Source organism: Boudabousia liubingyangii, assembly GCF_001907245.1.
GTDB classification, from domain to species: Bacteria; Actinomycetota; Actinomycetes; order Actinomycetales; family Actinomycetaceae; genus Boudabousia; species Boudabousia liubingyangii.
Genome location: NZ_MQSU01000002.1, coordinates 269063 through 294720 on the forward strand (window position 1 = coordinate 269063; position 25658 = coordinate 294720).

The 25658-nt window shown below is 52.6% G+C and carries 20 protein-coding genes, 1 tRNA gene and 1 pseudogene; 19 read left to right on the forward strand and 3 right to left on the reverse strand.

All coding sequences use genetic code 11. From position 1 onward, the window contains the following. Positions 1-25: 25 nt before the first annotated feature. Positions 26-556 (reverse strand): YbhB/YbcL family Raf kinase inhibitor-like protein, encoded by a 531-nt coding sequence (locus BSR28_RS03700; protein WP_073709018.1) that lies wholly within the window; start codon positions 554-556, stop codon positions 26-28. Positions 557-703: 147 nt separating this feature from the next. Between BSR28_RS03700 and BSR28_RS08915 the strand changes: the two genes are divergently transcribed. The 7 genes and pseudogenes from BSR28_RS08915 to BSR28_RS03730 all read left to right on the forward strand — a co-directional run bounded on the left by BSR28_RS08915 (position 704) and on the right by BSR28_RS03730 (position 11584). Continuing rightward, the gene (locus BSR28_RS08915; RefSeq protein WP_073709019.1) at positions 704-1255 is read left to right on the forward strand and encodes a hypothetical protein; all 552 of its coding nucleotides are present in this window, start codon (positions 704-706) and stop codon (positions 1253-1255) included. Between the two features lies 1 nt (position 1256). After that, positions 1257-1667 (forward strand): annotated as a pseudogene (locus tag BSR28_RS09280) (Y-family DNA polymerase); the annotation flags it as partial. A gap of 195 nt (positions 1668-1862) precedes the next feature. After that, on the forward strand, positions 1863-2930 hold the full coding sequence (locus BSR28_RS09170) for a DNA polymerase Y subunit UmuC family protein (protein ID WP_233120604.1): 1068 nt from the start codon (positions 1863-1865) through the stop codon (positions 2928-2930). A gap of 72 nt (positions 2931-3002) precedes the next feature. Beyond that, positions 3003-3641: a thymidine kinase gene (locus BSR28_RS03715; protein WP_073709021.1), complete on the forward strand. Its 639-nt coding sequence runs from the start codon at positions 3003-3005 to the stop codon at positions 3639-3641. A 27-nt stretch (positions 3642-3668) separates the two neighbouring features. Further along, a complete protein-coding gene (locus BSR28_RS03720) occupies positions 3669-6983 on the forward strand; it encodes a DEAD/DEAH box helicase (RefSeq protein ID WP_073713382.1) in 3315 nt (1104 codons plus the stop codon). Between the two features lie 238 nt (positions 6984-7221). Next, positions 7222-8370 (forward strand): lipid II:glycine glycyltransferase FemX, encoded by a 1149-nt coding sequence (locus BSR28_RS03725; protein ID WP_233120605.1) that lies wholly within the window; start codon positions 7222-7224, stop codon positions 8368-8370. 82 nt (positions 8371-8452) lie between these two features. Next, positions 8453-11584 (forward strand): error-prone DNA polymerase, encoded by a 3132-nt coding sequence (locus BSR28_RS03730; protein ID WP_073713383.1) that lies wholly within the window; start codon positions 8453-8455, stop codon positions 11582-11584. On the opposite strand, the gene BSR28_RS03735 is transcribed toward BSR28_RS03730, so the two are convergent. Then, the gene (locus BSR28_RS03735) at positions 11475-12875 is read right to left on the reverse strand and encodes an AI-2E family transporter (protein WP_073713384.1); all 1401 of its coding nucleotides are present in this window, start codon (positions 12873-12875) and stop codon (positions 11475-11477) included. The genes BSR28_RS03730 and BSR28_RS03735 overlap by 110 nt on opposite strands. A gap of 155 nt (positions 12876-13030) precedes the next feature. Between BSR28_RS03735 and BSR28_RS03740 the strand changes: the two genes are divergently transcribed. The 6 genes from BSR28_RS03740 (at position 13031) to BSR28_RS03765 (ending at position 17481) form a co-directional block, all read left to right on the forward strand. After that, positions 13031-13118 (forward strand) — tRNA-Leu (locus tag BSR28_RS03740). A gap of 86 nt (positions 13119-13204) precedes the next feature. Further along, positions 13205-14287 carry a GNAT family N-acetyltransferase gene (locus BSR28_RS03745; protein WP_073709025.1) on the forward strand — a complete coding sequence of 361 codons (1083 nt, stop codon included), beginning with the start codon at positions 13205-13207 and terminating at the stop codon, positions 14285-14287. A gap of 56 nt (positions 14288-14343) precedes the next feature. Further along, on the forward strand, positions 14344-15438 hold the full coding sequence (locus BSR28_RS03750) for an FAD-dependent oxidoreductase (RefSeq protein ID WP_073709026.1): 1095 nt from the start codon (positions 14344-14346) through the stop codon (positions 15436-15438). 137 nt (positions 15439-15575) lie between these two features. Beyond that, complete coding sequence (locus tag BSR28_RS09015) at positions 15576-15917, forward strand: hypothetical protein (RefSeq protein WP_073709027.1); 342 nt, start codon at positions 15576-15578, stop codon at positions 15915-15917. A gap of 20 nt (positions 15918-15937) precedes the next feature. Then, positions 15938-16792, forward strand: a complete 855-nt coding sequence (locus BSR28_RS03760; protein ID WP_073709028.1) for an undecaprenyl-diphosphate phosphatase — start codon at positions 15938-15940, stop codon at positions 16790-16792. A gap of 2 nt (positions 16793-16794) precedes the next feature. Further along, entirely contained in the window at positions 16795-17481 is a 687-nt protein-coding gene (locus BSR28_RS03765; protein ID WP_158020319.1) for an HAD family hydrolase, read from the forward strand. A 4-nt stretch (positions 17482-17485) separates the two neighbouring features. Here BSR28_RS03765 and BSR28_RS03770 read toward each other — a convergent pair whose 3' ends face one another. Further along, positions 17486-18370 carry a RecB family exonuclease gene (locus BSR28_RS03770; protein ID WP_083563012.1) on the reverse strand — a complete coding sequence of 295 codons (885 nt, stop codon included), beginning with the start codon at positions 18368-18370 and terminating at the stop codon, positions 17486-17488. Positions 18371-18468: 98 nt separating this feature from the next. On the opposite strand from BSR28_RS03770, the gene BSR28_RS03775 reads away from it, so the two are divergent. From BSR28_RS03775 to BSR28_RS03800, 6 genes are all read left to right on the forward strand, one after another. Next, positions 18469-19542: a tRNA (adenine-N1)-methyltransferase gene (locus BSR28_RS03775; RefSeq protein WP_125899185.1), complete on the forward strand. Its 1074-nt coding sequence runs from the start codon at positions 18469-18471 to the stop codon at positions 19540-19542. A 14-nt stretch (positions 19543-19556) separates the two neighbouring features. Continuing rightward, the gene (arc, locus tag BSR28_RS03780) at positions 19557-21065 is read left to right on the forward strand and encodes a proteasome ATPase (protein WP_233120611.1); all 1509 of its coding nucleotides are present in this window, start codon (positions 19557-19559) and stop codon (positions 21063-21065) included. 11 nt (positions 21066-21076) lie between these two features. Further along, on the forward strand, positions 21077-22822 hold the full coding sequence (locus tag BSR28_RS03785; protein WP_073713386.1) for a proteasome accessory factor PafA2 family protein: 1746 nt from the start codon (positions 21077-21079) through the stop codon (positions 22820-22822). A 34-nt stretch (positions 22823-22856) separates the two neighbouring features. Next, positions 22857-23075 carry a ubiquitin-like protein Pup gene (locus tag BSR28_RS03790; protein ID WP_073709033.1) on the forward strand — a complete coding sequence of 73 codons (219 nt, stop codon included), beginning with the start codon at positions 22857-22859 and terminating at the stop codon, positions 23073-23075. Continuing rightward, complete coding sequence (locus BSR28_RS03795; protein ID WP_073713387.1) at positions 23072-24613, forward strand: proteasome accessory factor PafA2 family protein; 1542 nt, start codon at positions 23072-23074, stop codon at positions 24611-24613. Before BSR28_RS03790 ends, BSR28_RS03795 begins: the two co-directional genes overlap by 4 nt. A gap of 97 nt (positions 24614-24710) precedes the next feature. Continuing rightward, on the forward strand, positions 24711-25658 hold the full coding sequence (locus BSR28_RS03800) for a hypothetical protein (protein WP_143237567.1): 948 nt from the start codon (positions 24711-24713) through the stop codon (positions 25656-25658).

The window sequence follows — 25658 nt, forward strand, 5'->3', positions numbered from 1 at the left end:
ATAGCTGCTATTGGCCGGAAATCTACTACTGCTGGAAAGTGCCAGTAATGGTTGCGCGTGCCAGAGTGTGGAAAAGCGCCTGGAATGAAACCACCGTAATTGAAGCCTCATCATCAAGCTCTAAAGTGGGCACATCTAAAGCGTGCACAGCAAACATGTAACGGTGTGGGCGGTCACCAGCCGGGGGATTGGGGCCGTAATAAGCAGCTGAGCCACTGTCGTTTACTGCATGGAAAGCAGCTCCATCCAGTTCTAGATCAGAAGCGCCAGCACCTTGCGGGAGGGAGGTGGTATTGGCGTCCAGGTCCTGGATGCACCAGTGCCAAAAACCTGCCGGGGTTGGGGCGTCAGGGTCGAAACAGGTAATTAAAAATGATTCGGTTTCAGGCGGAAATCCTGACCATTCCAGTGCTGGAGAGAGATTTTGATCGGTGGCAGAGAACTTCTTGTCAAGTGCTTGGCCATCATTGAAATCGGGGGAAGAAAGGCTAAAAGAAGGGAATTGGGGGAGGTGGTCGTAAGGGTTGGGTGCTAGTGGGCGATCGTTGAGGTTCATGGGGGTCCTTTCAAGTTATTTGCTTCCATGTTAAACAAAGCTTGGGTGTGTCGCATCACAGTAAATCTGGAGTGGAAAAAATTCTTTCTAAGTGGCATTATCGAACAAATGTTCGAAATTAGATTTTCTGGTTAACGGGAGGCGAAGATGTGGAATACCTTAAGTCAAACTAAACAAGCTCGCCCGGAACGACTCCAACACGCCAGAGAAGTACTGAAAGCTGCGGAATCACAACTAGGGGTTAACAGTCAGAAAGAAAAACAGTGCCAACGCGTAGTACAGCTAGGAATCGAAGGAGCGGCTAGAGAAACTGGCCGAAGAAAATCTCCCACCCGCCTGCGGAATGACAGTTGGCTGGAACTGTACCGAAGCGTGGGGATGCAGCAGGCAGCACACCGAAGCTGGATTGCCTTTGTGGGACTTGCGCATTTGGGGTGGGCTTGCTGCCTAGAGCAGGGAGTTGACCTAGAGCACGTAATCACGATTCCGCAGCCAGAAAAAGAAAACGCCTGGCAGGTATGTGCCGTACTCAGTGAAGCAATTCCGCTAGTAGTGGTTAATGCAAGATTATTCAGTGCGTCGCAGCTAAGAAAATTGCAGGCACGCGCTTTTCGAAATGGGGCACAGATACTTACCAGTCCACCGATCAGTGGTCGAAATGAAACTAAACGTCAGCTGGCAATTGGGAAAGTTGGCTAGGATGAGGCGATTAGTAGTCTATGTGCCACATTGGCAAACCAGTTCGTTAACCGTTGACGTACCTGTGGGGATACCAGCTGCACTAATAACGCAGGGTCGGGTAAAAGCGGTTAACTATCCGGCCAGTAAATATGGCATTGAAGTAGGTTTAAACTGGCGCTACGCAAAACAGCTCTGCCCAGAATTGATTCCTTTAGAACCCGATCCAGCCCGCTCAGCACGAGCTTTCTCTACGTTGGTTGAAGTCGTCAGTGAGCTAATGCCGCAAGTTGAAACTATTCGTCCAGGAATGCTCTGGGCCCCGGCTAGTGCGCCCGCAAAATGGATTGGAGGGGAAGAAGACCTTCGGCGAACTCTAATCGAAAACCTAGCAGAAGCCACCGGCATCAGCGCTCAAATTGGAATTTGTGACGGCCCCCTAGGAGCCCCTTGGGCAGCCCGTGAAGAACGAATAGTAGCCACTCAAAAAGTTAGTGCTTACCTTGCCGAAAAACCCTTAAAGCCCCTACTGAAGCATGCTGGTTTTTACACTAGGCAAACTGAAGACTTACTCTCTGAATGGGAAGATCTGGGCTTAATCAAATGCCTTGATCTACAGTCTTTACCAGTGGAAACCCTCTATAACCGATACGGGCCAGAGGGGAAAAAACTCTGGCTACTAGCCAAGGGTATGGAGATCCCTAATCGTTTACCTAAAACTAAGCAAACCAAGATCGTCGAAGAACTTAGCTTCGAAACACCTGTTAACAACTTAGAAACTTTACTTTTTGCCACCCGGCCGCTAGCCGAAAGATTCGAAAAGCGGAATCACCATTACGGCTACCTTTTAGAACGATTGAAGATCATAGCTGTCACTCCTAGCGGAAGTCAGCATGAGGCCTATTGGTCGCTTTATGGTCCAGCTGATACCAAAGCGATTATTCAAAGACTCCGCTGGCAGTTAGAAGCCTGGCTGCAAGGGCAAAAAATACTGGACTTTCGGGAGGGAATCAGCACCTTAATCCTAGAAAACCCAGAAACCGACAGAGGTAAAGAAAACCCGCCTACTCTCTGGGGAAAAGACAGTAACCAAGATCGACAGACCGCCCAAGCGATACGAAAAACTGCGGAACTTATTGGACCCGAACGAATCTTGAAACCAAAATACGTAGGCGGATACGACCCCCGTCAAGCGGTACTTTTAGAACCAATGATCGCCAGGGGAACAGCCCTGCAAACCGGGCCCGGAAAAACAGCTTTTGAAATCAAAACCCAAAAAGCCAGGGCCAAAACTATGTCAGAAAAGCCAATATTTACTAAGTGGCCCGGAAGCCTAAAAGAAATTGACGGAACCTGGCCCGCACTTGTCTATGAACCGCCCATTCCAGTAGGGATCTACAGTGAAACAGAAACCGCTGTCAGCATCAATGCCCTAGGCGAATTCAGCCAAACTCCAGTGAAGCTAAAAATACTGCCAGGAGAACAAGCTCTTTTAGGGAAAGAAATCCTGGGCAGAAGCACTCTAATCCTGCCTACAGAGCTGACTCCCTGGCTGATCTGGGGACAGTGGTGGAATCCGGAAAATAACCTTTACGGACCGCGTGCTTATCTAAAAATTCCTCGCGAAAACCAGAGTGACATCCTACTTTGCTACCGAAAAGGAAAGTGGACCTTGGAAGCCACTTACGAAAACTAAAACCCAACCAACATGCCTACCGCTCTAGAGCGGGTTAACCTATCAGATACGGCCAGTACATAAGGAGGACCCATGGCGAAACTCTATTTCCGCTACGGAGCCATGAATTCGGGAAAATCGACCGCCCTTTTGCAGGCTGCCTACAACTATGAAGAACGTGGGCAAAGAATCTTGCTGGCCAAGCCTAAAATTGACCTCAAAGGAGAAAACCAAGTTCTTTCCCGGCTGGGTGTCAAACGAGTCGTAGACTTCCTGATCTCCCCAGAAGACAACGTTTACGAACAGTTCTGCCAATTTGAAAAGGGTGAAGAACCGGCCGCGCTGCCCACCCACATGAGCCTTCCTCCCGTGGCCGCCCTGCTAGTTGATGAAGCCCAATTCTTGACCGGACCGCAAGTCGATCAGCTGATGCTCATCGCCCTACAAAAGAACGTCCCTGTGCTAGCCTACGGAATTAGAACCGATTTCCAAACCGTCGCCTTCCCAGGAGCTCGCCGCCTACTAGAGATCGCCCATACGCTAGAAGAACTCAAAACCATTTGTCGCTGTGGTCGAAAAGCCATCTTCAACGCTCGAAAAGTAGGGGAGACCTTCATCTTTGATGGAGACCAAGTAGCAATCGACGGTATGAATGTCACCTACGAATCCCTGTGTGGATACTGCTACCTAAACGAATCAGATGGACGTTTAGCTCCCTGGGACCAACAATAATCGGATAAAAACTGAGCTAACCTCGCCATGTCCAAACAACTACCACAGTTAGAGCTGCCCACTTGGCTACAAGAAAGCCTAGCTGAGCTAACTGAAGCAGAACTAGCCAACTACTACCAATGGCCCACCCTAGCTCGCGCCCAGGCAGAAGTCGCCGCAGATCGAGTCCTAAGCCTACGAGTAATCGACCACCAATATGACGGCCACCAAGAAAGCCTAAAAATCCGGGCCGATGTCCTAGGCAGAGGACGCCTCCTAGTATGTAATATCACCTTCCAAAAGCCGCTAAATATCACCAGTGAATGCACCTGTCGGAACCATTCCCAATGTGAACACGGAGCAGCCGTTGCCCTAGTCCTAAAACAGGCAGAAAACGGACGCACTAAAGCCAACGACTGGCGCCCCAGCATCGCTGCACTAGTGAAACGACACCAAAAACGTCCCCCACAAAAAACCAGTAAAACCCTAGTCTTAAACCTCAAAGAAACCGAAGAAGACTACGCCTTCACGATCGGCATCACCCAGGCCGAACACCGCCAAACGGCACTGCCCTTCGTCACCTGGAAAATGCTCACCGAAGAAGCCAGCGGAATCAGAAAAGCCACCTACCCCCAAAAGCAGCTAAATGCCCTCCTAGCGCTAACCCAAAGTGCCCAAGCCCGAGGTTTCAAATACGGCACCTACCTGCCCGTTAGTACCCTACGAGGCGGAATCGCAGAACACCTCACTGCTTGTCTAAAAAGTGGGATCCAACTGCAGGTCGAACAAGAAAACTATCAACTAGCTGAAAGCCACCCAGAACTCCAACTCCAGGTAAAAACCAAAACGGACCAAAGCCTTGAAATTACCCTCAAACCAGAACTAATAAATCCCCAAAACTATGAGGAAAGAAAGGCTGAAAACCTCACGCCTCTAGATCGACACGGGGTCTTCAGTATTGACCGCAAAGAAAAACTACTCTACCTAAACGACACCCAAAACAGCTGGCCCATCAGCGCTGCCCTCCTTGGGGAGCATCTGACCATCCCCGCAGCAGATCGCACCGAATTCGAAATAACCCTATTAAAAAACTTCCCCCCAGAGTTACCTATCATTAGCGATGGAAGCTGGAAAATCCCAGAAAAACTCTACCGAGGCTGGGAATTTGATGCGCCCGCCCCGCTCAGTGAAGCACAGCTCGAAGGCCGCGAAAAAGCGTACGTTCGGGCCCAACGAGTAATCGGAACCAATCCAGAAAAACTACTCCCAGATGAACCTACCCCAAATGAAGAAGCAGAGCTTCGCGCCCCGTGGCTAAAAATCGTCAAAGCGGCAGGACTCGACCCGCAAAACCACCTCGATCCTGAACTACCCATCAGCTGGCTTGACTTCAGCGAAAACTATCCCAAAATCAAAGCTGAAATTGAGCAGCAAGGAGAAATCTGCGTCCTCGGCAAAAATCTCCAAGACTACCCAATCGTGCCGCTTACGCCCCAAATAAAATGCCAGCTAAACCCCGCCGAAAACGACTGGTTCGACCTAAAAGTAAGTATCAAAATCGGAAAAACCGAAATCCTCCTACCCAAAATCATTACCGCCCTTGTGCGACATCAAAGATATCTGAGGGTAAAAGGTGCCGGCCTAATCGACCTCAGAGCCCCAATATTTGCCCGGCTTAAAGAAGCCTTAGAAGCCGCCGACGCGCTGCTCGAAAATCAGGATGGAGAAGCGAACGAAAGTATCGCCCTAAACCGATACCAACTCGAAAACCTCGACACTTTCGAAGAACTCATCACCGACCCGATAGCCAGCCAAAACTGGAAAACCCACCTACGGAACCTAAACGATCACCACATTCCTACCCCTCCCGAAGCGGAATACCCCCTCAGGAACTATCAAAAACAGGGCTACGAATGGCTCTATTACCGCGCCCAAAACCAACTGGGCGGGATCCTAGCCGACGACATGGGCTTAGGAAAAACCCTCCAAGTACTGACCATGATTGCCTCCCAGCAGGCGCACAATCCTCAACACGGGCCGGTCCTCATCGTCGCCCCCACCTCACTACTTAACACCTGGGCCAACGAAACCCAAAAATTCTATCCTCACCTAAAAACCCGAATCCTAGCCCAAACCCCCAAAAAGAACCCCGAAGCCTACCAAGACGCCAACCAAGCAGACCTATTGATCACCTCTTACGGGCTACTGCGACTCAGCGCGGAATACCACCAAGAACAAAACTATGCCGGCATCATCCTAGACGAGGCTCAAGCCGTCAAAAACCCCAATAGCGTCGCCCACAAAACCATTCGCTCACTACCGAAAAAATGGTGCTTTGCCATCACCGGCACCCCCATCGAAAACACCGTCATGGACCTGTGGTCCCTGCTGAAACTAACCTGCCCGGGATTACTGCCCAGAATCGATATTTTCCGGGCCGCATATGCTCGTCCCATTGACCAAGCCTCAGACACCTACGCCCTAAATAAACTAAACCAGCGAGTCCGGCCCTTCCTGCTCAGACGAACCAAGCAAGCAGTCGCCGCTGACCTGCCTGACAAAACCGAGCAGACCCTCACCATTCCGCTAAATACCCCCCATAAACGGATCTACGACCGGTACCTAGCTAAAGAACGCAAACGCATCCTAGGGCTGCTAGACGACATGAAAGCTAACCGCTTTGCGATCCTACGGGCCCTGACCAAACTGCGTCAACTGGCCCTAGACCCGGCCCTGCTAGACCCAGAAGATGACGAAGTCGGCTCAGCCAAGATTGACTTCCTGATCGAAGAACTCCAAACCATCATCGCTGATGGCCACCAAGCACTGGTGTTCTCACAGTTCACAAGCTACCTAAAGCGAGTCCAAATGGCCCTGCAAAAAGCCGGGATCGACTATGCCTACCTGGACGGAAGCACCAGTAACCGCGGTCAAATCATTGACGACTTTAAAGCTGGAAAACAACCCGTCTTCCTGATCTCACTTAAAGCCGGCGGTGTGGGCCTCACCCTCACGGAAGCTGACTACGTCTACCTGCTGGACCCCTGGTGGAATCCCGCCGCCGAAGCCCAAGCCGTAGACCGAGCCCACCGCATCGGACAAGACAAAAAAGTCAATGTCTACCGACTGATCTCTGAACAAACCATCGAGGAACGAGTCCTGCAGTTACAAGCCCGAAAACTGGGGATTATTGCCGCCGTCACCGAGGCCGCCGAAGTTGACGCAGAGGCCCAGCCTACTACGTCAAACTCAGCAGCACCGGGCACCACAAAGTCCTCTGCCGGAATCACACAAAACACCGCAACTGAAAAGACCACCCTGCAACTGACGCCCGAGGACCTAAAAATCCTGCTGGGGGAGTGAAGGCTAAAAAAACTGTCAGGGGAGTGGAACCTTTAATCCTGCTGGGGAGCAAAGCGAAAACACCGCTATCAAACCCAAAAATGGGCTGACCATAATCTAAAAACCGAGCAACCTCGTGACGCCTAAAGCATAAACTCATCTCAAACCGTTAAGCTAGGTATTAGTCTGAGAAAATAAATGCGCTCAGGTGCCCACCCGGGGTACCAAATGCACAAACCAAAATATCAGAGGGGGACCCTTGGATCATAAGCTGGAAACGCAACTCAAAGCTATTACCGCTGAAGAAATGCGCATTGCCGCTGCCGGAGTTGTGCCCCTGCCGATCGAACAAGCAGCCGTCTGGGAAGACTTCGCCGAACAGGTAGACGGGCCCCTATTCGGCCGCTACCTATGGACCGAAAACGGTAAATCCTGTGCCGTCATCGCCCTATATCGAGCCACCCTGACCGGTGGGATTCCCTACCTCATTGCCCGACACGCCCCCGTCTGGCTCAAAGAAGCCTCGCCCGCCAGAGAAGCTGCCTTCCGTGAGGACCTAAAAGCCGAAATCAAAAAACGCGACCCCAAGATTAGCTTCGTGCGACTTAACGCGATCTACTCGGCGCCTGACCTAGAAGAACCCCTCCAGGGCATCACCTATGACCGTACCGTCATTATCGACTGTGGCAATGGTAAAGCAGAGAAAATCCTCCAAACCATGGACTCTGAAGGTCGCCGCGGCATCCGACGAGCCACCAAAAAACTCGCCGAGGTGGGCGCCCAAGTCTACGAAGAAACTCACCTAGACCAAAAAGACTTCCACGAATACTACGAAGTCCTAAAAGAAACCGCCCAAAGAGACGGATTCCGCCCCCACCCCGAAAGCTACTACTGGAACTTCCTACAGACCCTCGGGGCCGAACACGCGCGACTATTTTGCGTCCGCGTCCCCGAAAGCCCCGAAGCTACCACCCCGGAAGCCGCCCAAGCGGAAGGAATCCAAATCCACGAAAGTACCGTGCGCACTCCGCAGCCAGGGAAAACAGGACCCGGCCGCCTAGTCGCCTGGGATCTAGTCACCGTCTACGACCAGCAAGCCACCGCCTTCTTCGGTGCCTCAACCACCGCAGATCGTCCCCTGCAAGCCACCTCGTACCTAGACTTCTGCACGGCTCAACTCTTAGGATCAGAAAAAGTAAAGGGCCTTGACCTAATGGGTGCGCACTCGCCTAGAGTGCCGCAACTCTACACCGTAGGCATGTACAAGCGTCGTTTCGCCAGTCACTACACGGATATCCCCGGCGGCTGGGACATGCCCCTGCGTTCCGGTATTATGCCAGTGCTCAGGGCTGCTCTAAAGACCAAACGAGGACTCAGTAGCGTAGTCAAAAAACTACGCAAAAACTAAGCCCCAACAACTCTAGCTAACCCTTTAGCAAATGAAACACTCAAACTAGTAGGGGATAAGTGCATCAACTATAATCGAACACATGTTCGAATATTTTGAATTGCATGCTCACAGCGCCTACTCCTTTCAAAGAGGCGCTGCCACCCCCGCACAACTGTTCGAACAAGCCCAAAAAATAGGGCTCAGCGGAATGGCCATCCTTGACCACGACGGATTCTACTCGGCACCCCAAAGCGCCCAAGCCGCACAAGAAACCGGACTAAAAGCCGCCTACGGCAGCGAGCTTACCCTCGCCAACGGGCAACATCTACCCATCCTTGTCAAAAACCTAACCGGATACCGACAACTCTCACAAAGCATCACCAAACACAACCTCCGTGAAACCCACAAACTAGAACCCGCCTACCAACTAGAAGAAATCGCCCAAAACTCCCAAAACTGGCTCATCCTCACCGGCACCCAACACGGCCCCCTCAACGCCCTCTGGGAAAGCCCCATCCAAACCGAAAAAGTCGAAACCCAACTAAAACACCTACTCAACTATTTTTCCCTCGAACAAATCGCCCTCGAACTCACCCTCCAAAACCGGCCAGGCGACCCCCAAAGAGCCCGCACCCTACAAAAACTCGCCCACAAATACCACCTACCACTAGTAGCCACCGGAGTCATCGAAGGCAGTCACATCGAACAACGCCCGCTCCTCGATATCCTGCACGCCTGCCGTCTCCGCCAACCCCTAAACCAAGCCGAAGCCTACTTACCCGCCACCCGCGGCATCCTCCAAAGCCCCCAAAAACTTGCCGAACTATACCAAAATCACCCCAACGCCCTCGCTAACGCCTACCACCTAGGGCAAGAAATCGCCCTTGACCTAAAACTCCTAGCCCCCAAACTACCCAAAGTACAAGCCGGAAATGACCACACCAAACTACGCGAACTAGTCAAACTAGGCGCCCAACAACGCTATGGAAGCACAGCGGAAAACCCCAAAGCCTACCAAGTAATCGAACACGAACTAAAAATCATCGAACAACTAGACTTCCCCGGATACTTCCTGATCGTCGCCGACATCGTCCAATACTGCCAATCACAAGGAATCCTTTGCCAAGGTAGAGGCTCAGCCGCTAACTCAGCCGTCTGCTATGCCCTAGGAATTACCGCCGTAGACGCCGTCAAACACCAAATGATGTTCGAAAGATTCCTCTCACCCCTCAGAAACGAACCACCAGACATCGACCTAGACATTGAATCCGGGCACCGAGAAAACGTCATCCAGTACGTCTACCAAAAATACGGACGCGACAAAGCCGCCCTAGTCGCCAACGTCATCACCTACCGCTCTCGACTAGCACTCAAAGAAACCGCCTTCGCCCTTGGGTACCCACCCGCCTGGGCCGAAAAAATCTGCGCTGAAGACCGTCGTGCCCTACATCGCTCAGACAATCAACTACCGCCGCAACTAGCCCAAAGAGCTAAGGAGCTACTCAACCTGCCCCGACACCTAGGTATTCATCCAGGCGGAATGGTCCTAGCAGACCGACCACTAGCAGAAATCGGCCCCCTCCAGTGGGCCACCATGCCCGGCCGAACCGTCCTCCAATGGGACAAAGAAGACTGTGCCCAAATCGGCCTAGTCAAATTCGACCTACTAGGCCTAGGCATGCTCACCGTCCTCAGAAAAAGCTTCGACCAACTCCAAAAACAAGGCGTCAAAACCAAAGACGGAAAACCCCTAGGCCTACACAACCTAGACACGGAAGACCCCAAAGTCTACGACCTATTATGTGCGGCAGACACCATTGGCGTCTTCCAAGTCGAATCACGTGCCCAAATGAATACTCTGCCGCGCCTGCGGCCCCGGTGCTTCTACGACATAGTCGTGCAGGTAGCACTAATTCGTCCCGGACCAATTCAAGGTGGGGCTGTCAATCCCTACCTTCGTCGGCGACAAGGGCGCGAACCGGTTACCTATTTGCATGAATCCCTCCGGCCCGCCCTTGAAAAGACCCTTGGGGTGCCCCTATTCCAAGAACAACTAATGAAAATCGCTATGGAAAGTGCCGGCTTTAGTGCCACCCAAGCGGATCAACTGCGACGCGCCCTCGGCGCTAAAAGGTGCCAAGAAAAAATGGCAGAACTGCGTGAACCGTTAATGTCTGGAATGCGGCAAAAAGGAATTAAGCAAGCAGCAGCTGAACAGATCTACCATCAGCTCTCTTCCTTCGCACAATACGGATTCCCCGAATCGCACGCCTTCAGCTTCGCCTATATTGTCTTTGCTTCCGCGTGGCTAAAAGTGCATTATCCAGAGCTTTTCTATGCCTCATTACTCTCTAGTCAACCGCTGGGATTTTACTCTTCAGCTTCACTAGTCAATGATGCAAAAAGACACGGAGTAAAGGTCTCGCCACCCTGTGTGAATGGTTCAGCAGAAGAGACTATAGCACTTGAAAATGGGACGGCAGAAAGTACTTGTTGTCAGGCGCCAAAGCAATGGGTGCAACTGGGACTAGCGGAAATTAAGGGCCTAAAACAGGCAACTATTAAAAGGATTCTAACAGCCCGCGCAGAAGGTCAATATGGCAGCCTATTCGACTTAGTTAGTAGGGCCAAACTGAGCAGTAAAGAAATCAAACTACTAGCCACTGCCGGGGCCCTTAACCACCTAGGTTGCGATCAGCGTAGTGGTATCTGGGCTTCTGGAACTACCTTGATTGGCGAACCAGTAGGGGAGGAATGGTACCAACCAGTGCTGCCCGGATGTGAGCTTTTCCTGCCGCCGCCCCAGACTTTGAAAGTCCCCAGCCCGGCCGAATTAGTCGCTAGTGATTATCGCAGTACTGGTCTCAGCACCAGGGCGCACCCGTTAGAACTAGTGCGCCCGGTACTGCCAGCAGAGCAGATCTTAAAGATTTCACAACTTTCGACTCTGAGCTCAGGGACTAGAGCTAAGGTGGCAGGCCTAATTACTCACCGGCAAAAACCTATGACGGCGCAGGGAATCATCTTCTTATCTTTAGAGGATGAAACCGGGGCCTTAAACGTGCTGTGCTCGCCCGGCTTTTGGGCCCGATACCGTCAGGTTTTAGGATTTAAAAACGGGGTTATTCTGCGTGGTCAGTGTGAGTATGATCAGGGTGCTTTAGTGCTTTTGGCTGATTGGGCGCAAGAGCTGAAGCTGCCGATTTCGAGCCGTTCAAGAGACTTCCGTTAACTGACTTCGGCTTAGAAGCAGAGACCGGTTTTTTAAGAGTGGGAACAAAATCCTTGAAGGATGGTAAGGCGCCAATCAGAGGCGGATCGATATGCCGCAATTCCGCGTAAACCGACCAGATGACAGCGAGGATCGGAATGATAATAACGGCACCCAACAGGCCGCCGAGGAAGGTACCTGCGGTTACCGCCAAACCTACTACCATGGGGTGCAAACTAACCTGGTGAGCCATGATCAGAGGCTGCAAGATCTGTCCCTCAATTTGGCCAATCAGGAAGATCCCCACACCGACAATAAGGGCCGTGATCGCACCCTTAGTAGCTAGGGCTACAACCATGGCAACACTCATCGAAATAGGGGCACCAATCAAGGGAATAAAAGCACCGATAAGCACGATGACGGAAAGCGGAGCAGCAAGTGGGATGCTTAATATCGTCAAGAAAACCAGCACCAAAAGTGCGTCGGTAGCTGCAATAATCATGGTTCCACGGGCGTAACCCGCAAAGGTATTCCAGCCAACGATTGCGGCATGGTGGGTCTTTGCGCGGTAACGATGAGGGAGCTGATTGAGACACCAGCGCCACATCTTTTCGCCGGAATTCAGCGTAAATACGGAAACAAATACGGCTAGGGCGAAGACGGTTAATCCTAGTCCAACCGCGGCAGCGTTGGAGGCAATTTGCCCGGCAAACTCGCCTGAATGTTCCGCCACGAACTGGAGGTATTCGTAGAGTTTTTGTTGGAACCAGTTTTCTAGTTTCGCGACCTTGAAATACTGGTTAATCGAGGGGCGATCTAGATAGTCGATGATCTGGTTGATACCGTAGCCAAACTGGGCCAGTAGCGAAGTCCAAGTTCCAGCTACAGAGGTAATCACGTAAATTACTAGGCCGACGATTAGCCCAAGGGACCCAATGATTGAAAGAAAGACGCTTAGGGGCCGAGGTAGAAAACGCGATAGGGCATTAACGATCGGGTTCAGAATGGTGGTAAATAGGAGTCCCAGGAATACTGCGAAAAAGACTGCCTGGAGCTGGACCACTGAGTCGATTAGCCACCAAAGCAAGACGAAAATGCCGATTAATAACCAGGCGTCAATCCCGGCACGAAGTAACCAGTGCGGGGCGTAAGAGGCTAGGCCAAAAGACTTTTCTGTGGTGTGGTGTCGTCGCGGGCGGGAACGTTTCTTAGCTTTGGTTGAGACCGCTGAACTCTTCGTGGGGCGACGTCCAATTTTTGACGAGTTCGCTTGGGCAAGACGATTAGATGAACTCGGGTTAGTGTTTTTCATCTGGACAGGCACCCCCTTCCTACAGCTCGATACTCTTCGATAATGCTAGCTAAATAGTAGTGTACTTTTAGACATGGCACGCCGTCTAAAGGGTTTGATTTGCGCATTCAAGGCACCGGGTGCTAACCTTTTGCAGTCGCAAAAGCTGACCACCTGCGCGGGTGGCGGAATAGGCAGACGCGCTAGCTTGAGGTGCTAGTTCCCACATATTCGGGAGTGGGGGTTCAAGTCCCCCTCCGCGCACAGATACCCCGGCTCACTGAGCCGGGGTTTTATTTTGCTTTCTAAAACTACTCTGATAATTCGCTTTACTTAGGTATAGTTAAAGCATGGCTTTAAGACTAGAAACTCCACGTTTAATCCTTCAGACTCCCAAAGAAGCAGATATTCCCGCAATTGTGGCCGGAATTGATGAGGAAGTCTTAATGTGGACTTCCGTTCCTAGCCCCTATACCGAAGAAGCAGCCAGTTGGTTTGTTAATACTCACGTTCCAGAAGTCCAGACGACCGGTGGTCAGGTCCTAGGTATCTACGTAAAAGACGGCGTCTTAGGTGAAGAGATCGACTCGAAGTACCTTTTGGGTACGGTTGAATTTCGGCAAAAGAGCAACTTTGAGGGTGGTATTGGCTGTTGGCTGGCACCTGAAGCTCGTCATCACGGCATTATGACCGAAGCGCTAAGGGCACTTTTGACGTGGGCTTTTAGCAACACTGATATTGATCGTGTTGAGTATCATGCGGCAGCAGAGAACTGGGACTCTCGTCGAGTAGCTTGGGCCTGTGGATTCAGGCATGAGGGTATCTCCCGTAAAGCCTTACCGGCTAGCCCTGAGCGGATTGCGCGTGGGGGAGACCCCGTAATCGATCGCGTCACCCTCTCGATTCTGAAGGGCGATCCGATGGAGGCAAAGACCCCTTGGTATGGGCCTTTGCCGGGGCAACCGAAGGGCCCAGTGCTGGCTGATTCTAACCGTCCCGATGATCTAGTTCGTCAGTTCCATGACACCTATGAGTGTCCTATTTTGCTTTCCCCGACGCTAGAAACTGATCGCCTAGGTATGCGTATGGATCTAATCCTCGAGGAAGCTTGCGAACTGGTCGGCGCAGTCTATGGTCCCCAAGCTCGCGCACACTTAGAATCCGCTTGGCAGGAAGCTAAGGGGATGGATGAAGCCGAACGTGATGTGGTCGAGACTGCCGACGCGCTTGCTGACTTGGTATATGTGATTTACGGCATGGCCTTGGAAACCGGTATTGATCTACCGGCAGTGCTATCCCAGGTTCAGGCTTCTAACCTTTCTAAACTAGATGCTGATGGCACCGTAATTAAACGGGAAGATGGCAAGGTTCTGAAGGGTCCAAACTTTTTCCGTCCACAGGTGGCGAAAGTCTTAGGGATATCCCGCGACTAGAGCACTTTCGTGGCACAATAAAACCTAAGTTCAAAACGTGAAAGGTACCTAATTTTATGGCACGTGTAGTTGTAGTTGGTGGCGGTTACGGTGGTATTACCGTTGCCGGCGGCCTCGATGATATTGCAGACGTAACCCTAGTTGAGCAGAAGGATCAGTTCGTTCACCACGCAGCTGCACTTCGCGCCGCAGTCGATCCAGTTTGGTCCCGGGCTATCTTTATGCCGTACAACCGACTTCTACGTAATGGCCAGGTTGTAAATGCGCCCGCCATGGGCGTGGAGGGCAACAAGGTCCTAGTTGCCGGTCATGACCCGATTGAAGCTGACTACATTGTTTTTGCTACTGGTTCCACCTACCCCTATCCGGCCAAGCACATGGTCTCCCGCTCCGCAGTAGCCTTGGCTCGCTTGGATCAGACTCGTGAAAACCTCAAGGATGCCCAGAAAGTCTTGCTAGTCGGCGTTGGTACCGTGGGCATCGAATTCGCCGGCGAACTCTCAAGCGCCTACCCCGATCTAGAGATCATCATGGTTGAAAAGGCCGATCAGATCCTCTCAACCCACGACTACACCGATGAACTACGCGAAATCATCAGCAAGCAACTCGAGGAACGCGGCATTAAGGTTCTAACTGGTGCCGGACTGGCATACCAGCCACCGATCGACATGGGTGCGCTTTCTCGTTTCCAGGTTGAAACTACCGCCGGTGAAAAGATCGAAGCTGACATGTGGTTCCAGTGCTATGGTTCCCAGACTGCCTCCGGCTATCTAACCCGCGAGTTCTCTGATGTGCTTCGTCCCAATGGTCAGATCGAGGTTGATAAGTACCTACGCGTCAAGGGGCGTGAGAACGTCTACGCGGTTGGCGATATCACCAACGTTGACGAATCTAAGCGCGCTGACGCCGCACGTGCACATGCCCGCGTGGTGGTAGCTAATATCCGTGACCAGATTGAAGGACGTTCTCCTTCCACCACCTACTCAGCTGGTAAGGAATGGGTCATTTTGCCCCTCGGCCCTGAAGGCGGTGCTTCTCAGCTGGTCGAGCCCGATGGCTCAGTGAAGATCGTCGGTGCGGAAGAAACTGCTCAGATTAAGGGCACTGACCTAATGGTGTCCATGATCCGCTCGCAGTTGCGTCTACCGTGATCTTGATTGCTTAATACAAACTAAAAATAGCGATTAACCCCCGATTTCGGGGGTTTTTCGTTTTAGTGGCAAAATCGTTATCAAATGTGGACTCAGTTCAGGCCACTAACAGAGGTTTTTCCCGCTAGACTCAAACCATGGCTAATAAACCGCAGCTCGCACTGGAAAAACTGATCAATGCGCTAGAGAATCATCTGGAAATCGCCAGCTCTGATTTGCCGCTAGAAGACCTAGAGGCAGCGGAACTGGCCTTACGTGATGCCTTCTTCACCTACGATGATGTCCTCTTTACCGCCTATGAGGTTGAGCTTCCCTTCGATATGATCACCGATGATGATGATCTAGACGAAGACGATGATGATCTTGACGACGTTGTCCTGCTGGATGACGAAGACGATGAAGATGATGAAGACGAAGAAGATAATGATGAGGATTACTTTTTAATCGACGAGGATGACGAAGACGACGACGAGGACTAACAACCGTTAAGCTGGTGCGTATGGATTACTTGTACGCCACCATCATGGGCCTAGTCCAAGGCCTAACGGAGTTCTTACCGATTTCTTCCTCCGCTCACCTGCGGATCACCTCTGATCTTTTAGGTATCGGGGATCCGGGTGCAGCATTTACCGCGATCATCCAGATTGGTACGGAGCTAGCGGTATTAATCTATTTCTGGAAAGACATCTGGCAGATCCTAACTCACTGGTACCGCTCCATGCCCTGGGTTGGGGAAGGGCACCTACCCAGTAGCGACCCGCATGTTCGTCTAGGCTGGATGATTATTGTCGGTTCCATCCCCATTGGGGTCCTAGGCCTGCTACTGGAAAAGTGGATTGACACGACTTTCCGAAACCTCTGGATTACCGTGTTCATGCTGGCATTCTTTGGTGCCCTGCTGGGCTTAGCTGATGGCTGGAGTAAACGCGAGAAGACGTTGGATAAGATGACTTGGGGACAGGCAATAGCCTACGGTGGCGCCCAGGCTTTAGCTCTAATTCCTGGCGTTTCACGCTCTGGCGGTACGATTACCGCTGGCCGGCTCATGGGCTTTAAACGTCCCGACGCAGCCCGCTACTCATTCCTGCTGGCAATGCCCGCAGTATTCGCTTCCGGTCTTTATAAAGTCGCTAAGGTACTTTCTGGCCCGACAGTCGGAGAAATTCAGTGGGGCCCGACGCTTCTAGCCACTGTTGTTTGTTTCGTAGTTGGTTATGCAGTTATCGTCTGGTTCTTGAAACTAATCTCGACCAAGTCGTTTATGCCTTTTGTTTGGTATCGTCTAGGGCTTGCCGCAGTGGTTTCAGTCCTCCTCTTGACCGGGGTCCTACACGCTAACGCAATCGGAGTCTGAACTTGACACAAGAAAAGGAAACCCCTGTGACGAATAGTGGTCTGCCAGCGGCTGTCCTATTGGATATGGATGGCACCTCCATCGATTCTGAGCCCTTATGGATTGAATCAGAAGTCAAACTAGCAGAGAGCTTTGGACGGGAATTCGATCCGGCCCAGGGAGCGAACTTCGTAGGAACCTCATTGCTCTCCACCGCTGAATGGTTTGCGAACTGGATCCCTACCGATACCGATCCAAAAATCTTAGAACGTCGTCTCCTTCAGTATGTGGTTGATCATTTTGAAGGTGACCGAATCCTATACCGACCGGGCTTCTTTGAACTTCTTGATCTTTGTGATCGTTTGGGGATTCCCGTGGGGATCGTGACCTCATCGCACCGTGACTTCCTGGATAAAATGCTGGCGGCTGTGGGCCCGGAACGTTTCGCGGTTTCACTAGCCGGCAACGAGGTGGAGAATCAAAAACCGGATCCTGAACCCTACCGGACGGCTGCCCAGATACTAGGGGTAGCGATTGAAGATTGTGTAGTGGTGGAAGATTCGAATTCTGGAGTGGCTAGTGCTGTCGCATCCGGAGCTCATGCGGTAGGTATTCCCTGTATGACACAGGTAAAGCCGCAGCCGGGTCTTACCGTCCTTGAATCCCTTCACCAACTGGATGAAGCCAAACTACGCGAATTAGTAGCCTGATTCCTTAGTCTTGGCTGCGAATCTGAAGTAGATATTCAATCCTGTCTTCCGGCATTTCCGGAGTCTTCCCACCGAATTCGGGACAGTATTCTTGGAAGGGGCACCAGTTGCACAGGGGGCCTTTCCGGGTAGTGAAGTAGCGTTTGTTTAGGGCCTCTTCGATACGTGTCCAAGTTTGGTTGATGGTCTTTTCAATCCCATAGAGGTCGTGTCCCTGGGGATCGAGTGGCAAGATCTGCTGGGCTTCTAGATACACCAGCTGGGTCCGTGCAGGGGTCTGCTTTTTAGCTTTGGTAAGCAGCAGGGCATAGAAGCGAAGTTGGTCCAGCGCGTCTTGTTGGTATTGTGGCCGCGGCATTTTGCCAGTCTTGTAGTCAACCACCCGCAGCGAACCGTCATTGGGATTGCGGTCGATCCGGTCGATAAAACCGCGGATATTAACCCCCTCATCGGTGACTGCTTGCACTTCTAATTCTCGCCCGGCATTAATTAGGAGGCTGGGGTTCTCGATTAGGAAGTACTTGTCGATGACAGTGCGAATCCGGCCCTGTAGCTCTTCTTTTTCTGCTTCGGTCTCGAAGAGTTCTTCATATTCGGGGTGCTCATCCATCGTAAAACGGAAAGCCTCAGGAATATCTGCCAAGGCCGCCTCGTGGGTACGTTCGGGGCGGGGCAGAGCGTATAGGTTCTCAAGCACTTGGTGAACTGCGGTACCGAAGGCAAGGTGCATTTGAGGAGGCTGTGGGATGCGGTTAACCATGGAGAGTTGATAGCGCAGGGGACACTGTTTGAACTCTTTGAGTCTCGAGTATGACAGAGTCGGGTTGTGAACAGTTTTTGCGCTTTCTTCCATGTCTGACACCATAACGGTTTCTGTGTCTGCGGGCATAACGATTTTTGAGATTGTGGGTAAAATGGGTGTTGGTATTTTTCTTTTCGTGGGGCGCCGGCTGGTGGTTTAGCGAATCGTTTTGGGAAGGTTTTTGTATGTCTGAGCTTGATTCTGAGCGCTTTGAGTCGGTTGCCGAGGGCGCTGCGCCGGCTTCTACCCCCATGGGACAGGCTTCCCGCCGCGGGCCTTTCCGTCCGGGTGATCGCGTGCAGCTGACGGACCACAAGGGCCGCATGCACACGATTATTTTGCAAGAGGGCGGTTATTTTAATACCCATAAGACCTCTTTTTACCATGATGAGCTACTAGGCCAGCCCGAAGGCACGGTCGTCACCACGAAGGAGGGCGCCACCTACTTGGCGGTGCGGCCCTTGCTGTCGGACTACGTGATGTCGATGCCTCGCGGCGCGGCCGTGGTTTACCCTAAGGACGCTTCACAGATCATTCAGTTTGGGGATATTTTCCCCGGTGCGCGCGTCGTTGAGGCCGGTGTTGGTTCCGGCGCTTTGACCCTCTCTTTGCTTTCCGCAATCGGCCCGCAGGGTAGCTTGCTTTCGGTTGAGCGCCGGGAAGATTTCGCGCAGATCGCCCAAGGCAATGTGGACCTGTGGTTTGGTGGCCGCCATCCGGCTTGGGACGTTCAGGTGGGCGACCTAGCACAGGTCCTCCCGACTGCAGTTGAGCCGCATTCGATTGATCGAATCGTCTTGGATATGTTGGCTCCCTGGGAGAACTTGCAGGTTTGTGCGGATGCACTGGCTCCCGGTGGCGTTTTGCTTTGTTATGTGGCGACCGTGACTCAGCTTTCTCGTTTGGCAGAGGACATTCGTAAGACGCAACTGTTTACAGAACCGCACGCTTGGGAGTCTCAGATTCGTGATTGGCACCTGGAGGGCTTGGCGGTTCGCCCTGAGCATCGCATGGTGGCTCATACTGGTTTCTTGATTACCTGTCGTCGTTTGGCGCAGGGCGTGACTCCACCGCCGGTCTCGCGTCGTCCCGCGAAGGAAGCTCAGGGATTAGACGGTCAGTGGGATGAGGTCACCGACTGGTCCCCAGAACAGGTAGGGGAGCGTCCCGTTTCTGATAAAAAGGTTCGCCGGGTAGCGCGTGACTTGCAGGCCCGGACGGATTATTGGCTAGCTGATGAATCAACGCAGGAGGCTTGATTTCTTTGTCTGAGGTGGAAAACACCGAACTTCAACTCCAGTTGGAACGCACGTCTGGGGCCTTGGCTAAGGCGCGTCAACAGCTTGAGCTTTTGCGTGACGAGGTTGCTCGCTTGCGGGTTCCACCTTCCTCACTGGGCTTCTTTATTGCTGGCTATGCGATGGAGCGGGAAGCTGAGGTTGCCCTCTCGGGTCGCCGTTTGCGCGTCCAGGTTGCCCCCGGGGTTGATTTAGCGTCTTTGAGCACCGGCCAGCGGGTCCGTTTGAATGATCAGATGGTGATGGTGGGGACGGCTCCCGCAGCCCGCGAGGGGACTTTGTGCGTGATCACCGAATTGCGTGGCTTGGATCGGGTGATTGTTACTACTCCTAATGGTTCAGAAGTGTTGGTGACTTTAGCGGGTCCGTTACGTTCGGGTGCGTTGCGCGTGGGTGAAGAGCTCATGGTTGATCTGCCGGCAGCTCTGGCCTTGGAGCGAGTACCCCGTGAGCGGGTTGAGCAGTTACTTTCCCCGGAGGTTCCCGAGGTTGCTTGGTCCGAGGTGGGCGGTTTGGGCCCCCAGGTACAGGCGATTAGGGACGCGGTGGAACTGCCTTTCCGCCAGCCGGAACTATTTAAGAAATTTGGTTTGCGGCCACCTCGTGGGGTCCTGCTTTATGGCCCTCCCGGTTGCGGTAAGACTTTGATCGCTAAGGCGATTGCGACCGCTTTGGCGAATCCTGAAGAGGGGGAGCCGGCTTATTTCCTTTCTTTGAAGGGTCCCCAGCTGCTTAACAAATATGTGGGTGAGACCGAACGTCAGCTGCGAGCGTTGTTTGCGCGGGCCCGCCAACTGGCTACGGCGTCTCGTCCGGTGGTCATCTTCTTTGATGAGATGGAGGCCCTGTTCCGGGTCCGTGGTTCAGGTATTTCTTCCGATTTGGAAACTTCGGTGGTGCCCCAGTTCCTGGCAGAACTTGATGGTTTAGAAACACTTGAGAACGTCATTGTGATCGGTGCTTCTAACCGTGAGGACATGATTGATCCGGCAGTGCTGCGTGGTGGACGTCTGGACGTCCGGATTGAGGTGTCGCGACCTGATCAGGCGGGAGCACAGGAAATCCTTGGGATTCACTTGGGCGCCCAGATTCCTTTCGCTGAAGGCATTGATCGAGCTGCTTTGATTGCTGATTTGGCGGCGGCTCTCTATGCGGATGATCCTGCTAATCGGGTCCTTGAGATTGAAACGGCTGAGGGCGAGCGTGGCTACCTGATGGCAAAGGATTTGCTCTCTGGCGCCGCCCTAGCAGCAATCGCTAATCGTGCTAAGCAACTTGCGGTCAAGGCTGCCTTGGATGGACAAGCCTTAGGGATCTCTCGTTCTGAACTCTGGCAGGCCGCTGAGTCGGAGGTCCAGGAGCTGGCCCAGTTGGCAGCTGCCAGTAAGCCCAGTGTTTATGCTCCGACGGCAGGTTTACGGGGCCGAAAAATTACTACTTGGGAGGCCTGCTTTGCAGGTGCTTTACCCGAGGCAAATAAGTAGGGAGAAAATCGATGGCAGAGGAAACAGAGACGACAGTCCAGAATGCAGTTCCGGGCTCACAGCGTGAGTTTCCCAGTAGCTTCCCAGGTTCGATGCTTCTGGGAATGGAATCAGAATTGGGGATCATGCCTGCCCAAGCTGGTACCCGAGGTAGTGAGGTAACGGCCTGTTTAGATTTGCTTAACTCCTACGCGAATGCTTACCCGAAGTTACCTAGCTGGTGCTATGCGGCTGAAACGCCTCTGCGCGATATTTTCATGGGAGACTTGGATCGAAGGGTGGCTGATCCCTCTCAGCTCACCGATTATGATCCCACTTTGGACTTGGATCCGAATGTGGATATGGAAGCCGAGCTAGCTAAGCTGGATCTGCCTTTGGCCCCTTGCGGAGGACATCAGGAATCTGCGGCACAGCGTCCGGCTTTACGTTCTAACGTTGTCACCACGAATGGTGGCCGCTTTTATGTCGATCACGCTCACCCAGAGGTCTCGACCCCGGAGTGCTGGACGGTCCCAGCTCTTATTCAAGAACATCAGAAGATGCTGTCAATGGTGCGCGAAGCACAGGCCCTAGCTGGTAACCGTTGGCGACTATTTGGCAATAATGTGGACGGTAAGGGATCAACTTGGGGACACCATGAAAACTATCGTATTTCTCGGGAGGTAGATTTCGGGGATCTGGCCGCCCTTTTCGCCGGTCATCTGGTTTCCAGGCAGGTTTATTGTGGTGCTGGACGCTTGGGCGTCGGTTCCGCGGGGGCGGTGAAAAACTTCCAGATCAGCCAGCGAGCCGACTATGTCGAATGCCTAACCGGTCTGCAAACTACCTTTAATCGTCCGCTCATCAATACTCGAGACGAGGCGCACGATGATGCCAGCAAGTGGCGACGACTGCACGTAATTGTGGGGGACTTTAATCAAGTCGACTATTCTACGTATCTTCGAGTCGGCTCTACCTCGCTAGTCCTCTGGGCGCTGGAGCGACGCTGTCTTCGCGGTCTTACCTTAGAAGACGAAGGCATGGCTTTAGTTGATGCCGTGCTAGAGGTTCAGAAGATTTCTCACGATACTACTTTGACCGCTTCGGTGGAACTACGTGGTGGACAGTCCGTGACGGCTCTGGAACTAGCGGGTGACTATCTACAAATGGTGGCGGAAGAACTAGCTAGTTTTGAAGCAGAGCTGAATAACTCGGCTAACGTCGATTCACTGAATGTCGCGCAGACCGTAAAGGAGCGTTGGCTCAACAGCGCTCAACGTCAGAGTGTCCAGCAGTTCATGGCTGATTGGGAACAGGTGCTTGCTGATCTGGGGCGTGATCTTTGGTCCGCAGCTGACCGCGTGGAATGGGTGGCAAAGTATCAGCTGCTTGAGCGTGCTCGTCAACGCTACCAGAGTGATTGGTCAGATCCGCGACTGTTCGCCCTAGATCTTGCTTGGGCGGATCTTAACCCCCAGAGTTCTCCAGCTCTCAAGTTAGCGGCCCGTGGAAGTTTCCGTCCCGTTCCAGGGATGTCAGAGGAAAACCTCTTAGGCTCTGATCTTTCTTGGCGTGCTCAAGTTCGTAGTGCCCTAGTTGAAAATCCCGTTGTTAGCGAGGTCGGATGGGCAGTTGTCCGCGTTGGAAACCTTGTGCTTTCGCTACTATCTGCCGGCTTAGAACAACACCCTTTGGAATTTTGGAGATCAGCTTCGCCCACAGAATTAGTGCAGGCTTTGGTTCCCTATCAGAATCAGCTTGTGGAGCTTAGTATTTAGTCTTAGTTTTTAGTAATAGGTTTGGAGGAAGCAAATGGCACAAGAAAGAATCTTTGCTCAGCGACAGGATCAGTCCCAGGAATTGGGAGCTCAAGAATCAGAAGCCTTAGATAAGGCTATCGAGGGCGCTTCGGTTGCCGCGCAGCAATCAGATGCCAGCGAGGTAGATAGTATTCTTGACGAAATTGATGACGTTTTGTCTTCGGGGGCCGCAGAGTTTGTGGATTCCTACATCCAACAGGGTGGCGAATGATGCCCACCACGGGCGTTAACGGCCGTCGAATCTTTGGGCTAGAGACCGAATATGGTCTGATTGTCCGTGATGAACAGGGGAAGCTACTTTCCGCTCCACGAGCAGCGCGGGAGCTCTTTGCCCACGGGCCTGATTTCTCCCAGCAATCTGCCACCTTCCTAACCAATGGTGGACGCCTCTATGTTGATGTTGGGGCACATCCGGAATATGCGACTGCCGAGTGCGACACGGTAGAGGAATTGCTGGCTCAAGATCTAGCGGGAGATCAACTGCTGCTGGGTCTGGTGTCAGAGCTCAAACAGCGCCAGCCTCAATGGCAAGTATCGTTGTTAAGAAACAATCTTGATGCGGCCGGTAACTCCTTTGGATGCCATGAGAACTATCTGCTTCGGCGCTTTCAGGCTGGTCGTATTCTCACAACCGCACTGACCTCATTTTTGGTAGCTCGGACGGCACTAACTGGGGCTGGTGCAGTGTTACCAGTTCCAGAGTCCCAAGATTGGCGTTTCGTGATTTCAGCTCGGGCAGAGCAACTTACGGGAGAGTATTCCTCTGGGACGACGCAAGAACGACCAATCGTTAACACTCGCGATCAGGCCCTAGCCGATCCGGGCGAATATCAGCGTCTGCACGTGATTGCCGGGGATACGAATATTTCACAGCTTTCCGGGTATCTCAAAATCGGCGGCGTACTTATGGTACTTTCCGCTCTGGAAGCGGGGATTTCCTTCAATGATCTCCTTTTGACTGAGCCGCTTACTCAACTCCGGGCTCTTAGCATGTCAGCCAATCAATCCCTACAGGAGCGTATTGGTCACGGTGTAGCTGCTGCTTCCAAGTCCCTAGATTCATCTGGAGCTGAGTCCGGTGTAAATCCTGGTTTCCCACAGAGTCCGCAGACAGCATTTGAAAGCAAACCTGCAAGCCACGGATTCTTGGGCGCTGATTTTCTGCTGACCTTGACTTCTGGCAAGGAGCTTAAGGCTTCTGAATACTTGATCGCGATTGCTGAACGCTGTGGTGCCCGAAAGACTGACTGGCAGGTGCCTGGTTTGTCTGATCCGCAAAAATTCGCTCAGCTTTGGTTTAGCGCCTGCGAACAACTGGCTGATCCCAATGGGGGAGAGCTGCTCTCACAGCTGGATTGGGTGGCCAAGGCCAAACTGCTAATTGGCAGTGCCAAACGGCACCCCTCCTTAACTCGGATTGAGGCCCAGCGGGTAGATTTTCTCTACCACGAACTCACCGCTTCTCTAGCCGCTAAACTGCACGCTAAGGGGATCCTTCCGCTGCTGATCCCCGCCGGGAATATTCGCCGTTCGCTGGTCGAAGCTCCCACTGAAACGCGCGCCAACCTGAGGTCTGAATTGATTGCCGCGGCGCGTCAAGCAGGTCGGGAACTTTCGGTTGATTGGTTCCGGGTGGCCCTTACTGGTGGTGGGGCAGCAGTTGATCTACCGGATCCTTTTGCTACCAACAGTGAACAGGTCCCGCGCTTTCTTGCGGCCCTCAATGAGGAACCCTGGTTCCCACTTTAAAATATTATGGTTGCCCGTAACCGGCGGCGGTTTTTCAGCCGGCTAGGGTAGACTACCTGAGTAAAGATTTAAGACATTTATCAGAACGGAGGCATCCATGTCCGCCCCAGAGGTTGAGGTGCCACGACGGAGTAGACGTCGTGACCGGTCGCCAGAAGCGCGACCTAAGCCTCGACCGGTGCGTTCGGTTTTGAGCGTACTAATAGTCTTACTGGTGGTTGCGGCTTTGGTTGGAACCTTCTGGATTTTCCGTCCTTTGGTAGCTACTTCGGGTAGCTCCTCGCTGGGGATTGAGGTTGAGGGACGCCCCGGGGCGGTTTTGGTAGTCAAGCTTGACGCCCCGGTAAATAACTCCCAGATGGGCCGCCATGTGATCGTTTCTGGCACGGGTCGACAGATTGTCGCTGGGGGACCGGTGTTATTAGCTGTTTCTACTTTCGATGGCAGTACCGGTAAGGTGACCGGCAAGGAAACGGGTCCCGCCCTTCTCGCTGGAAGGGCAGATGATGAACTGCTTACGCCGGATCTGCTAAGTGGCATTATCGGTGCGACCGAAGGATCCCGGATCTTGTTCGTCCGTAATACCAGCACTGGGACAGAGAAATCTTCTGAAATCGCGGTGGTGGACATTCTGCCTACCGCACCTACTGGGAAGTCAAAAATGAAGCCCGTCGGCGCCCCGGCTTGGGTGGAAGCGCCTTATCAGCCAGGGAAAATTATTGATGTGGATCCGGCTAAGCTGCAAGAGGTTTGGGCCGCGCAGGTGGTTACGGGCGAGGGCGATCAGGTCTCTAAGGGAGACACCGTGATTGGTCAGTATTTGATTTACGATCCGGTAGAAAAGAAAGTGCTTGAGTCCACGTGGGAGAATGGCGGTTTCCCAGTGCAAATCCCGGTGGTCGATATTATGGCTCCGGTGGCTGCGGAACTGGTTGATTCCCCGGTTGGATCTAGAGTCTTGACCGTCGTGCCTGCTAATTTGGGTAATGGTAAGGATCCGTTGATTATTTTGGTTGATGTTTTAGCTTTGGTGAAAGCAGGATAA